At 54.1% G+C, this 14494-nt stretch carries 9 protein-coding genes; all 9 read left to right on the plus strand.

Annotated elements, in window-relative coordinates:
- On the plus strand, positions 1–3851 hold a 3851-nt coding region (locus tag ACVLVH_RS23385), incomplete at its 5' end, for an Ig-like domain-containing protein (RefSeq protein ID WP_498950279.1).
- Positions 3852–3904: 53 nt separating this feature from the next.
- On the plus strand, positions 3905–4786 hold the full coding sequence (locus tag ACVLVH_RS23390; protein WP_498950281.1) for an OmpA family protein: 882 nt from the start codon (positions 3905–3907) through the stop codon (positions 4784–4786).
- A 229-nt stretch (positions 4787–5015) separates the two neighbouring features.
- On the plus strand, positions 5016–6077 hold the full coding sequence (locus tag ACVLVH_RS23395) for an Ig-like domain-containing protein (RefSeq protein ID WP_498950283.1): 1062 nt from the start codon (positions 5016–5018) through the stop codon (positions 6075–6077).
- 46 nt (positions 6078–6123) lie between these two features.
- Complete coding sequence (locus ACVLVH_RS23400) at positions 6124–7014, plus strand: OmpA family protein (RefSeq protein ID WP_498950284.1); 891 nt, start codon at positions 6124–6126, stop codon at positions 7012–7014.
- A 35-nt stretch (positions 7015–7049) separates the two neighbouring features.
- A complete protein-coding gene (locus ACVLVH_RS23405) occupies positions 7050–7880 on the plus strand; it encodes a hypothetical protein (RefSeq protein WP_498950286.1) in 831 nt (276 codons plus the stop codon).
- Between the two features lie 155 nt (positions 7881–8035).
- Positions 8036–10384: a type I secretion system permease/ATPase gene (locus tag ACVLVH_RS23410; RefSeq protein ID WP_498950288.1), complete on the plus strand. Its 2349-nt coding sequence runs from the start codon at positions 8036–8038 to the stop codon at positions 10382–10384.
- On the plus strand, positions 10384–11619 hold the full coding sequence (locus ACVLVH_RS23415) for an HlyD family type I secretion periplasmic adaptor subunit (RefSeq protein WP_498950290.1): 1236 nt from the start codon (positions 10384–10386) through the stop codon (positions 11617–11619). The genes ACVLVH_RS23410 and ACVLVH_RS23415 overlap by 1 nt, the downstream gene beginning before the upstream one ends.
- 14 nt (positions 11620–11633) lie before the next feature.
- Positions 11634–13505, plus strand: a complete 1872-nt coding sequence (locus ACVLVH_RS23420; RefSeq protein WP_498950291.1) for a TolC family protein — start codon at positions 11634–11636, stop codon at positions 13503–13505.
- A gap of 28 nt (positions 13506–13533) precedes the next feature.
- Positions 13534–14226 carry a response regulator gene (locus ACVLVH_RS23425; protein WP_498950293.1) on the plus strand — a complete coding sequence of 231 codons (693 nt, stop codon included), beginning with the start codon at positions 13534–13536 and terminating at the stop codon, positions 14224–14226.
- Positions 14227–14494 lie beyond the last annotated feature (268 nt).

The following is a 14494-nucleotide window of genomic DNA, read 5'->3' on the forward strand; positions in this document are numbered from 1 at the left end:
AGTGGTCGTGGACGCCTGCGGCGGACATTGCCGACGGCGTGCACAACTTCAGGGCTGAGATTTCAGACGCGGCGGGCAACAAAGCCAGCACCGGCGACTTTCAGCTTGAAATCGATACCGTGCCGCCGGCGGCGGCGGACGACGTGACCGCGGAAGACAACGTGGGTCCGGACGTGGGCCTGATTGACAGCGGCGACACCACCGACGACAGCACCCCGACTATCGGTGGTGATGGCGCGGAGCCGGGCGACACCGTCATCATTAAGGACGGCGACGACGTCATCGGCTCCACCGTTGTCGGCGACGACGGCAGCTGGGAGTACACCCCGGACGTCCCGCTCGAGGACGGTCCGCACGAAATCATCGTGGTTATCCGCGACCCGGCGGGCAACGAGTCGGATCCGAGCACGCCGATCGACCTGATCGTGGACACCTCGAAAGTGGTGGTGAGCATCGATTTCGTTTACGACGACCAGCCTGCCCACACCGGCAACCTGGCGAGCGGCAGCGTGACCAATGACGCAACTCCGACCATTACCGGCAAGGCGACGCCGAACAGCGTGGTTGAAATCTTCGATAACGGCGTTGCCATCGGCTCTGTCACTGCGAACGCACGCGGCGACTGGTCATTCACTCCGGCGACGGATCTGGCTGAAGGCCTGCACAGCTTCACCGCTGTCTCCACCAACCCGAAAACCGGCGCGGTAAGCGACCCGACGGCGGCGTTTGAGCTGGAAATTGACACCACCGCGCCGGGCAAACCGGGCGACGGCGGCACGGGCGGCGACGGCATTGGTGACATCACCGACGACGTGGGCCCGATCCAGGGCAGCGTGCAGCCGGGCGGAACTACCGACGACACCACGCCGACGCTGGAAGGCAGCGGCCTGCAGCCGGGCGACGTGGTGACCATCATCGACAACGGTCAGCCGATTGGCTCGGCGGTGGCGGACGATTACGGCCGCTGGCAGTTCACGCCGGACACGCCGCTGAACGACGGTCAGCACGACTTTACCATCATCGTGACCGACCCGGCGGGCAACAGCTCGGCTGAGTCCGACCCATATCCGGTGATTGTGGATACGCAGGCGCCGACAGCCCCGGCTATCGTGGAAATCATCGATGACCAGGGCGCGGTGACCGGCCCGATTGCCGACGGCGCCACCACCGATGACGCGCAGCCGGAAGTCCGCGGTACCGCATCACCGGGGAGCATTGTGATCATATATGACCACGGTGTGCAGATCGGTTCAACGTTGACTGACAGCACGGGAAGCTGGACATTTACGCCGTCCCGGCCAATGGGGAACGGCGCGCACAGCATCACGGCGCGTGAAATGGATAAAGCGGGCAACCTGAGTGATGCCAGCGACGCCTTTAGCTTTGACGTGACGGCCGGTGGTTCGCCAGCTGCTCCAGCTATTACCGGTATTACTGATGATGTTGGTACAATTACGGGCAATGTCCAGCCGGGTGGTATAACTGACGATAACCTGCCAACCGTGCACGGCACCGCCGATCCAGGCACTATCGTCACCGTATATGCCGATGGTGTGGCGTTAGGTTCTGTAACCGTGGCAGCTGATGGTCGCTGGAACTTCACCCCGGTAGCGGCATTAGCAGATGGTTTGCACAACATCACAGCGGTAGCATCAAACGCAGCAGGCAACACCAGTCCATCAACGGGTGATTATCCAATTACTGTGGATACACAGGCGCCGGGCGCGATTGGTAGCCCTGTTCTTACTGATGATGTTGGAGCGATAACCGGTCCAATTTTAAGCGGCGATACCACCGATGACAATACGCCGACCTTTAGCGGTACGGCTGAGCCAGGCAGCACGGTGATTATTAAAGATAACGGTAAGGAAATTGGTCGAGCACCGGTTGATGCAGCAGGTGACTGGAGCTTTACCCCCTCACTTCCGTTGCCGGATGGTGACCACAGCTTCTCGGCAGTCGTACAGGATCCGGCGGGAAATCTTAGCGCGGAAAGTGCCCCAATCGACTTTGTGGTAGATACCTCACTAGTCGACATCGCCATCATGTATGCAGTAGACAATGTGGGCACGGTGACGAACAACCTTAGCAGCGGCAGTGTTACCGATGATACAACACCTACACTTGTGGGACAGGCCACGCCTGGTATGCTGGTGACGATCTATCAGGGTACGTCGGCGATTGGTTCGGTGCTGGCTGGCGCAAACGGTAAGTGGACTTATGAAATTAATCCGGCGCTGAGTGAGGGCCAATGGACATTTACCGCCACAGTTACTGATGTAAACGGAAATGAAAGTGCACCTACCGCTGATTTTGTGCTGGAAATTGATACCACAGCTCCTCTGAGGCCGGTGATTGATGATGTCACTGACGATGTCGGTATTCATCAAGGTACAATTAAAGATGGCAGTTATACCGATGATAGTACACCAACGCTTCAGGGAAGGGGGACTGCAGGCGATCGTGTTACGGTGCTTGATAATGGTCAGGTAATCGGCAGCGCTATAGTAGATGCTAACGGTGACTGGAGATTTACGCCGGATGTACCGCTTAATGACGGACAGCATGATTTTACTATCATTGCGACGGACTCAGCCGGTAATAGTTCGGCCAGCTCTGATCCCTGGACAGTCATCGTTGATACAGTGGCTCCCCTTACGCCATTGATTACTCGGGTTGTGGACGACTCCTCGGCAGGGGAAGTTGATATACCTTATGGGGGCAGTACAAAAGATCGCACACCGACGTATGAGGGCACAGCTGAACCTGGCAGCACCCTGACACTTGTAATGGATGGTAAAGAAATTGCTTCCATTGTGGTGGGTGCAGATGGTAAATGGAGCTGGACTCCGGATGCAGATCTGTCCTATGGCTCTCATGTATTGCGTGTGCACGCTACCGATAGCGCGGGCAATTCCAGTACATATACAGAATGGGATCTTAATATCCTTCCGCCTGCAACGGTCGGGCGTGAAACATTTGATAATTATCTGTCCCAGAGTATCGGCGTGGGATTTGAATTTCCTTCAGGTTTTAAGCTGTTAGCTGGTGCTACGAGGGTTGAAGGTACTACAACTGGTTACGATATAGTCAGCCCTTTCTTAAGGATATATCAGAGAGTTGACTTAGCCTTCACCGTAGGTAAGACAACAGATGTTTCATTTACCTTAAACGGATGGGGTAGTGGTTACCCAGGTCAAGAAAAAGGTACTGCAACTGCTTATTTCTATGACGCGGATAACAATTTGATAGGTTCTGTTACAAAGGAAGGCGCCCGCTTCAGTGTCGTTTCATATGATTTTGCTGCACCGCCTGGAGTTTTGATTGACAAAATTGTCATTAAGACTGTGGACCATTATGGGCTCGGTCTCGACAACGTTGTCTGGGGCACGAAGGCCAACTCCCGTTCATTTGAGATTATGGAAGAAACTCAGCCGGATGCCACGGATATCAGTAACACCCACACGGCATTTATTAATGATGACTCTAATTTGACAGAGCCGAAATCCATATCTGTTGTCGATCATGAGCTGGTTGACTTAAACCATGTCATCAATATGGCTGACGAACGTCCGACGGTTCTCAATATTTCGTTGGGTGATTTGCTGACATATGGTGAAGAAGGTGTTTTCACTGACACCCAGTCAACGCAGTTGATGATAAAGGGCGACGAGGGCGACATAGTGAACCTGTCAGACCTTTTGCCAGATGGCACTGATCCAGGTAACTGGGCCAAAGCCGAAGGTACCGTCACCGTTGGCGGTGTTCAGTATGAGGTTTATCAGCATTCCGGTGCTGATACCGAACTGCTGGTACAACTGGGTGTACAGACCAACCTTAACAACCATTAATCCCTTTAGCACAGTCAGAATCAGAGGCCCGAAAGGGCCTCTGTGGAGGAGTCATGAAAAAATTTAACGCTTCGGTGATTGCGGTGATGGTGGCAGGTGGTCTGTTCTCCGTTGCACATGCAGCAGTCGATATCGAAAAAGTGTACGGCGCGCAGTATCAGCCGGTCGCGCGCGTGGCGAACAGCCAGGCTCAAATCGTCTATTACCGAGATAAAGCCACCGACATTAAGGAAGCCGCGCATATCTATGTGGACGGTGAATATCACTCGGCACTGTTGCCGGGTATGTTCACTACCTTCTGCGTGACGCCGGGTAACCACTCACTGGGAGGGTTTATCGAGGATGCCCCTCTGTACAAAGGCAAAGAGGAGCAGCCATACCGCGATAACCTTGAAGCAGGCAAAACCTATTTTGTGAAGTACGATGCCGAAGCTAATGGCCGTCCGCTTCAGGTAAATCCACAGCAGGCCAGCCGTGAGTTAGCGAACCTGAAAGCGCAGATGCACACCCTGAGCCGTGCGTCCAAAGTCGAGGAGTGCCGCTATATTGGCGCTCAGCATGCGGACTACACCTTGTCCAGCGACGTGCTGTTTGCCTTTGGTAAATCCGGTCGTGGTGACATTACCGGGCAGGGACGTGAGGCAATCTCTGAACTGATTAGCAAACTGCGTACTGATGGCGTGCAGGCTAACCGTATTCAGGTGATCGGCCACACCGATCCAATCGGTAAAGCGGCAGGCAACCTGCGTCTGGGTCAGCAACGTGCCAACACGGTGCGTCGCCTGTTGATTGAAGCCGGGCTGCCTGCGCGCAACCTGAGCGCCAGCAGTGCCGGCAGTGATGAGTTGCTGATTAACACCTGTAGCGGCAGTCGTGCTGAGCAGATTGAATGTAACGCGCCGAATCGTCGTGTTGTGGTTCGTGTACAGCAGTGATTCTTGTATGATTTTTGGGTTCTGACCCAACCCAGCCAGCGGTGCAAGCCGCTGGTTTTTTTTAGTATTTCACCCTCATTAATCCCTCTCATCTCGCACTTAACCAAGACGCAGCCTGTAGTTGCTTTCAAGACAATTCTGTCTAATGCCTGTCATTAACTATTACCGGTTACGTCCGGTCAAAATGGCGAAGGCATATGGCCTCGCCTCACGCGAGGAAACTACACCAATGTCTGACGTTAATCTGGCGGTAGTAAGTGGGAAACGCATTATCCAGGCCGTTGAACTGTCTCTCAAGGGCAATGCCGCGAAGATTAAAGCCGTGCCTGGTGGACGCTATGTGTTAGCTGAAGGAGAAAAACTGGTAGGTCCGGAAAATATCACCCTTAAACGCAGCGGAAAAAATCTTCTGATGATGCTGGAAAACAGCAGTGGTGAACCGCAGCTAATCATTGAAAACTTCTACGATCATCCCGGTGAGTTGGTGGGGCTGGGGGAGGACGGTGACTGGCACAGCTACGTCTCTGCTAACGCTGACACAACGCAAAATCCTGACGCACTGCAGGACGGTGAACAGTCTCCGGTGTTGCTCTCCAGCGACAACGCTGCCGCGCTGGAAGATCTGAGCGTCGACAGCAATGGGCTGGCGATGGGACTTATCGCATTGGGTGCCACCGCTGCGGTGGCAGCGCTGGTTGTCCTGGCTAACAGCAGTGGTGGCAGCGACAATAACCAAGACCAACTCCCGACGCCGCCAAAAACTGAAGAAAGTACCGATCACGCAACAGAGACAGCAACAGCGAAAGCGACGGTAGATGCCATACATGATGATGTAGGTGAGAAGCAGGGAGTCATTCTGCCGGGCGAAACCAGCGATGACAACCTGCCCACACTGAGTGGTGACAAACAATCCGCCGGAAGTCTGATTGAAGTACGAGACAACGGCGTGGTTATAGGCAGCACACTGGTCGCCGCAGACGGAAGCTGGAGTTTCACGCCGGAAAAGCCGCTTGCTGATGGAAATCACGCACTGGATGTTGTGATCACTGACCCCAGCGGCAATGTTTCACTGCCATCGGATCCTGTCGACATTATTATTGACACCAGCGGTCCGGTAACCCTTGCGCCTCTGGGTCTTGAGGATCTCTTGCCTGCAGATAGTGAGCTCAGTACCTGGTCTCAGATGTCACTTCCGGACAGTGCCGGCAATGCGCTCCTCATCAATACCCATCACGATGACGGTAACCCTCAATTTGACGATTTGCTTAACGGCATGTCGCACACTCTTTAACGCTTAACATCATTTGGTGGCCTGTATATTGCCGCCTGGAGAATGTATGAACACTAAACAACAAGCCATGACGCTGATGTTACTGGTTACTGCCGCGCTTAGTGCGTTTTCATCACGTGCTGCGGTCGATTCACGCGCCTTTGGCGAAAAATGGCATTCACAGGGGTCGCCAGGCAGCGAACAGGCGCAGGTTATCTATTACCGCACTACCGCCGTCAGCGGTGCAGATGCGGCCATGGTTTATCTGGACGGGGAGTTTCAGGCAGCACTCCTGCCCGGCATGTATACGCGCTTCTGTGTAACGCCCGGCGAGCATTCGCTGGGTGCCTATCAAAATGACGCACCGGACTACCAGGGAAAAAGTGATCAAGCATTTCGCGCCGCATTTAAAGGCGGCAAAACCTATTACGTGCGTGTCGACAGTCAGCATAACGGACGTCCACAGGCGGTACGAAGCGCTGAAGCAAATGAAGAGCTGAAAACCCTGCGGCTGCAGAAACACGCACTGTCGCGCGCATCATCGGTGGTGGCGTGTGCTTACAATGCCAGCCCGGTAGTGGATTATACCTTCTCCAGTGATGTGCTGTTCAACTTCGCCAGAGCAGGCGAAGCCGACGTTAAGCCAGCGGGTCGACAGGCGATCACTGCTCTGGTCGGTAAGCTCAAGCGAGCTCAGCAAACTCAAAACCGCATTGAAATTATCGGTTATACCGACCCGATCGGCAGCGATAGCAGCAATCAGCAGCTGGGACAGCAACGCGCAGACACCGTGCGCCAGCAGCTTATCAATCAGGGCATTTCTGCCGCCAATATCACCGCGCGCAGCATGGGTAGCAGCCAGCCTCTGGTGTTGTGTAAGCGTGGCAGTCAACAGGAAAAGATTGCCTGCAATGCGCCTAACCGCCGCGTCATTATTCGCGTAGAAGCGCCGCGTTAATTCCCTTGGCTGACATTTCCAGGAGTGCATCCGTCATGAATAATTTATCACTGATTCGCAGCCTTATAACCTGTGGTCTTCTGCTGAGTGCGCACGCTGAGGCGATGCTGCAGGTGCCTAAGGTATTTGGGGAGCGTTACAAAACAGTGCCGTCGGTCGTGCAGGAGCTGACCCAGGTCGTTTATTACCGCGAAAAAGCCGATAACACAGGGCAGGGACCGGCAAACGTTTACATAGATGGGCGCTATCACACCAGCCTGCTGCCGGGAGGCTTCACCAGTTTTTGTCTGAAACCCGGCGAACACGCGCTTGGAGCCTTCACTGACGATCCGTTATACCGCGGTAAAAGCGAAGGGCGCTTTGTTGCCACGCTTCAGGGCGGACACACTTACTTTCTGCGCGTGGATGAATCACAACAGATAACGCAGCCCCCCAAAGCCGTTCAGCGACAGCAGGGCGAAAGTGAGATGTCCCATGCTCGTCGACAAATTCATGCTCATTCGCGCGCGACTTCAGTAGTTACGTGCGTCTACGACCATGCCGCCAGCCAGCGGCAGAGCCATTATGTGCTGACCACCACCCAGCTCTTTAAGCAGGAGAGTGGCATTGAGGTGTTAAGCGAAAGTGGTATGGCTGCGCTGAACGACCTTGTGGTGACCGTACGTCAGAATCATCCGCTGCTGCATAGCGTGGTGATGCGGATAACCGGCCCGGAAGGACAGGCGGTGCGTCAGGCGCGTGCACGTGCGATACAGAATGCGCTGATGCTGGCAGCCATACCCGAGCGCGTGATCTCCACGCAATTCGTCAGTTGTGACGAGCATTGCTCAGTAGATTCTCAGCGTGTCGAAATTCTGGTTCGTTAAAATAAAACCATTTATATCCTGTTGTTACGTAAGTTCCGTGCCCGTGTGCGATCAATGCAAGACCCGGCTCGTATCAGATAATTCGGGTTAAGACGAGAATTTTCCTGGCAACCCCCGGTGGGTCGGGTCGATAAACATAACATGAGATGCGGTAAATGAACGCAACAGAAACAGATAGTTCTCAGCAGGAACACGCATTGCAATCGCTGGCACGCGTGCAGACTCGTATCGATGATACCCTGCTGCAAAGCGTAGCGTGGCTATGCCGCCACTATGGTCTGGCACGCAGCTTTGACGCCCTGACTGCCGGCTTACCAAAAGATGTTTATCTATCTCCTTCGCTGGCGCTCACCTCGCTGGAAAGCGCGGGTATCACGGCTGGATTAGTCGAACGCTCATTGTGGGACATTCCGCAGCAAATAATGCCGGTTGTTCTTGTGCGTAAAGCCTCTGGCGGCTGCATTTTACTGGATCGTGTGCGCAGGAAAAATGCCGAGGAGAAGATGACCTATTTCTACCAGGTTGTTCTCCCGGAATTAGGCGAAGCGCCGGTTGAGATTGAGCACAGCGAAATCAGCGAGTGGTACAGCGGTTTTGCCATCTTTGGGAAACCCACTGCTAAAGTTGATCGCCGTGTTGAGGAAGGGCTGCCGGAGAATCAGAAGCACTGGTTGTTCAGTACTTTATGGCGCTACCGCCGTTACTATCGCAGCGCGGCGGTTGCTTCGGTGCTGATAAACGTGCTGGCCCTGGCAAGTATCTTCTTCACCATGAATGTGTACGACCGCGTCATTCCAAACCAGGCGTTTGTTACTTTGTGGTCTCTGGCCATTGGGGTCACTGTCGCCATGCTGTTCGAGGCTTTGACGCGCTTTGTGCGTGCGCATTTACTCGACACGGCGGGCAAAAAAGCGGACTTGATAGTTGGCGGCTTGCTGTTTCGGCAGGCCATGGCCGTGCGCATGGAGCATAAACCCGCGTCTTCCGGCACCTTTGCAAACCAGTTGCGAGAGTTTGAATCATTGCGCGACTTCGTTTCGTCCGCCACACTTGCCGCTCTCGCCGATTTGCCTTTTGTGCTGCTGTTCGTAGGCGTTATTTTTGCCATCAGCGGCCCGCTCGGCTTCGTCCCTCTTTTGATGCTGCCGTTGATCATTATCATCAGCGTAATCATTCAGTGGCCGCTGGCGAAAATCATGCGTGAAAATATGAAAGACGCGGCGCTGAAACAGGGCGTATTGATTGAATCGATTGAAGGTATGGAAACGCTGAAAGCCACCAACGGGCAGGCACATATGCAACGCCGCTGGGAAAAATTCAGCGCACTGCAGGCTAACAGCGGCTCAAAATCAAAGCGTTACTCTACTCTTGCAACGACGTCGGTGACCTTCTTACAGCAGTTCCAGACCGTGATGCTGATCCTGATTGGCGTCTACATGATTGACGCTGGCAACCTGACAATGGGTGGCCTGATCGGTACTGTTATGCTGGCGGGACGCGCCACCAGTCCGCTGGGGCAAGTCATTGGTCTGGCGACGCGCTATCAATCATCAAAATCTGCGCTGAGCTCGCTCAATAAGCTGATGGAGATGCCAACCGATCGCGACAGTGAGCAGGAATATATTGCCAATCCAGAGCTTAAAGGCGATATCGCGCTGAAGGGAGTGGGCTTCTCCTACCCGGCGCCACCGATGCAGCCTAATCCTGAGATCCTTAAAGACATAAACCTGCAGATTACCGCCGGTGAGCGCGTCGCAATTCTCGGCGCAATCGGCAGCGGAAAATCCACACTGCTGCGCCTGATGGCACGGCTATATCTACCGACGAAAGGGCAACTGTTCACAGATGGCCTGGATGTCAATCAAATCGATCCGGCTGACTGGCGCCGCCACATTGGATTTGTCAGCCAGGACTCACGCCTGTTCTTTGGCACACTTCGCGAAAACGTCATGCTTGGTATGCCCGACGCGGCACCGCAGGAGTTTCTGCGTGTTCTTCGCCTGACAGGCCTGGATCAGATCGCCGCACGCCATCCGCTCGGGATCAACCTACCAGTAGGCGAGAACGGCTGCAGCTTGTCTGGCGGTCAGCGCCAGTTGGTCGCATTGGCGCGCACCTTACTGAGTCGCCCGTCGGTCCTGCTACTGGATGAACCGACCAGCGCCATGGACAGCCAGACCGAACATCAGTTCCTCCGCCACCTGCATGGCGCAACCCAAGGCCAGACGCTGGTGATGGTTACCCATCGTCCTTCACTGCTGACGCTGGTAGACCGTGTGATTGTGGTTGATGGAGGCAAAGTCGTGCTTGATGGACCAAAAGACACGGTCTTGGCTCGCCTGAGCGGTCAGCCGGTGGCGCCCACCAACGTACAACAACCCGCAGCGAACAGCGAAGTGCCCACTGCGGCCAATAAGACATCCGTTAAACCGGCTGCACCGGTCGTCACCCGCCGCAGTACTACGGTAACAGACGGAAAATCAGACGTAGAGGTTTCCGCGTGATGCGTAATTTATTCAGCCGCAAGTCCCAACTATCAGCGGTGGACGCTGATTTTATGAACGACATTCAGTCTTCATTGTTGAGCCAGCGTACGCCTGGATCACGCCTGGTGTTGTGGATAGTAATGGCGGTTCTGATCGGAGGCGTAACCTGGGCGCATTTTGCCCGCGTTGAAGAGATAACAAAAGGTGAAGCGAAGATCATTTCCAAAAGCCGTGAACAGATCATCCAGAGTCTGGAAGGCGGGATCCTGGCGGAGATGAACGTACGTGAAGGCGAGAACGTTGAGCGCGGTCAGGTATTGTTAAAAATTGACCCAACCCGTGCGCAGGCGAGCTATCGCGAAGCGTTAAACAAGGTTATTGGACTGAAAGCCACAATCGCACGCCTGCGCGCCGAGGCTTACAGCCAGCCGCTCCGCTTTGACGACGAACAGGTACAGAAAGATGCCGGTGTGATTGAGCAGGAGACGAAGGCATATCAGGCACGTAAGCGTGCACTGCATGACTCAGTTTCCGCCTTACAACGCAGCTATGAACTCTCCATGCGTGAAATCCGTCTGGCGGAACCGCTGGCAGCACGTGGCTTATTATCCGAAGTTGAACTGTTACGTATGCGCCGTCAGGCCAACGAAATTCAGTCACAGATCGTCGAGCGCCGTAATCGCTACCAGGCGGATGCCAACTCCGAGCTCAACAAGCTGGAGCTGGAGCTGGCGCAGACCAGTGAAAACCTGATTGGGCGCGCCGACGTAATGGAACGCACTACCATCAATGCGCCCGTAAAGGGCACGGTAAAAAACATTCGCTTTAATACCATTGGCGGTGTTATTCAGCCAGGCGAGCACATCCTGGAGATTGTGCCGCTTGAAGATCAGTTACTGGTTGAGGCGAAAATTCGTCCTTCTGACGTGGCCTTTCTACATCCCGGCCTGCCCGCCACAGTGAAGGTTACCGCCTATGACTACGCAATCTACGGTGGATTAAAAGGCGAGGTGGAGTTCATCAGCCCGGATACATTGAAAGATGATGCAAAGGCCGCTGCAGGCCGACCGGATGACACTTACTACCGCGTCATGGTGCTTACCGACAGCAGTGCATTGAATGCCGGTGGCAAAGCCCTGCCCATTATTCCTGGCATGATTGCATCTGTTGAGATCCGCACAGGTGAGAAAACCATTCTTGATTACCTGCTCAAGCCGGTAATGAAAGCGCGTGAAGCGTTCCGTGAACGATAAGAGAGAGCAGAATAATGAAAACGTTAAAAACCTCTTATCGCCTGCTGCCCATGCTGATTGGTTCGCTGCTGGCACTGGAGAGTGGCCGTCTGCAGGCGAATGATGATGAGTTACTGATGTTCGTTGAAGTGAGCAAAGCGGAAGCCAAACCGTTTACAAACTCGACGACGCAAGCCAGTACCACTGTGCACGCCGATGCAATGAAAGAGATGCTGGCTGAGCGGACACGGACAACACGTCCTCAGTCAGTGAAGGTTAAACCGGCCGCACCTCAGGCTCCGGCAGCCGTACTGAAAGCACCCATTGTCGCGGTGAAACCGGCTACTCCAGTTGTCGCTGACAAGCCAAAACTGCTTACCGGTGCTGAAATCAAAACGTTACCTGCCACACCGTTGCTGCAACGCCCGGCACCGACCGTATCGGAAACGCCGGCGGCGCCGCTGCTTCCAGGGGCGCCTGAATACGGTCAGCGTGCCGAGCCCGTGACGAGATTGACGTCAGCACCGGTGGCAACGGTGAATGCGGACTTACCCGTATTCCGCCCTGCCGGAAGTGCACAGCCGGGGCTGATGACGCCCTCCATAGTGTCTCCACAGCTCACGCCTAATCCTGCGCTATCTGTTACACCAGCGCCGGCTGCATTAGCGAGCGCAAGTCCGGGCGAACGAGAATTACGCGGTCTGTTTGCGCGTGCAGTGATGACTGCGCTTGAGCGCAGCCCGCAAATGCGCAGCACGCGCCTCCAGGTTGATGCAGCAAAAGAGGATGTAAGCAATGCAAAAGGTCAGCGCTGGCCACAGGTTGATGTGACATCCAATTCGCGCCGCTATGAGTTTGGAAATGGTTCACGTAATGCCAGCGACAGCAACATGCCGGCCTTTGGCGTGAACGTGGCCACTAACCTTATTGATTTCGGGCAGACCAGTAACACCATCAAGAGTAAAGAGTTCTCCGTCAAAGCGGCGGATCAGCAGAACATCGCCCAGCGTGAAGATCTGGCCTGGCAGGTCAGCAGTGGCTTAATCGAGTTAAGCAAGCAGCGCCTTGTGATTGAGATGAGCAAACAGTATGTCTCGCGCATGCAGGAGCTGGTGAAAATGCTGAGCGGCATTGTTCAGGCCGACCAGGGGCGCCGCAGTGAGCTGACGCAGGCAACCGGCCGTTATCTGCAGGCACAGTCAGCGCTGGATAATGCTGTTTCCAAGGCACGCGATACCGAAATTGTGCTCTATCGCCTGATCGGTGAAACGCAAGTGGCAATGCCGCCGTCTCCACAGTGGCAGTTGCAGCCCTCACGTCTCGATGCGTTGCTGGCTCAGATTGAAAAACATCCAACCCTGCAGCAGGCGCGCGCGCAGTCTCAGGCGGCGTTTGCCGAGGCTGATGCTTTGAAAGCATCCTCATTACCGAAGGTGAACTGGGTCGTGAGTAAAGACACAGGTAAAGACTATTACGGTCGTGAACAGTCCTGGCAAACCGGTATCAATGTTAGCTGGGGGCTTTTCCGCGGCGGTTCAGCCAAAGCCGCTGAGCAGGCTGCTGTGCAGCGTGCTGCTGCCATGCGCGAGCAGGGTGATAACCAGCGCGACGATCTTGAGCAGCGCGTTCGCGCGGCCGATCAAGATGCGCGTTCCATGCTACAGCGTGCTGATCTCTACCGAAGCCTGTCGCGCGAGTCTGATCGCATCCGTCTTGATTTCTTTGACCAGTGGTATCACCTGGGCAAGCGTACGCTACTCGACGTCCTGAGTGCTGAATCGGATTTCTACAATAACCGTGTGGCGGAAGTAACCAACCGTTTTGACGGCTATAGCGCTATTTTCCGCGGTTATGCCAGCGCAGGCCAGTTGTATAGCTGGCTGAATAATTCTCCTGCAGTGCAGTAATTTCCGCCACAAGAGAGCGAGTAAAATTATGACTACGACGATGCCAATGGATAAAATAAGGCTGGTGATATTGGACGACCATCCAATTATTCGCCACTCGATTCGGATCGTGATTGAAAATGCCAGTGATATTGAAATGGTTGGAAGCTTCGGACACAGCAGTGAATTGTTTACGTGGCTGCGCGACCATGATTGTGATGTCTTGTTGTTAGATTATATTTTGCATAGTGATGAGCTGGATGGTTTATCATTTATTAAACAGCTTTTATCTCATAATCCTAATATTAAAATCTTGCTCTTTTCTTCGATGGAGAGCCTCGCCGTGATCCGCACTGCGTTTATGCTTGGCGTCCGCGGTTACATTGCAAAGCGTGAGCTTCCGGCCGTTTATCTGCAGGCCATCCGCAGCGTAGCGTACGGGCACCGGCATGTGCCTGATGAAATTGCCCTTGAGCTGGCTCAGGTGCCAGCACGAAAGCGCGATGCAGCTATCATCAACGGTAGCGAAGAAGCGTGTATTGCCTCTCTGACCAAATTACTGACACCCCGTGAAGCCGAGGTGATTTACAGCTTTCTAGAGGGGATGAGCCTGACTGAAATTGCGGCAAAGCTAAAACGAAGCCGTAAAACTATCAGTGGTCACAAACAATCCGGGATGCGGAAACTTGGCGTTTCAAGCGATCTTGAGTTATTCAAGTACCGGAATGACTTGTTCAAATAATCCCGACAGTGTTTAAGTGATTATAAAAAAGCTCGTAGCAAAGATAACGAGCTTTTGTCGTCGTGGGTCCATAATGTCTACGAGTCTGAAAATACATGTCATCTTCAAAGTTCTGACTATTGCAATGGCCTTAAGGATTGCTCATTCAGTTATTTCAGTCCAGGACTGTGCAACGCGTAAAGCTGAGATTGAAAGAGAACTTGCTAAAACCCGGGCAACTTACTTTCAGGGCTGTTTAGCCACTTTCAGTTTGGCGTTAACCGAAGTA

It is taken from the genome of Kluyvera sp. 1366 (assembly GCF_054823405.1).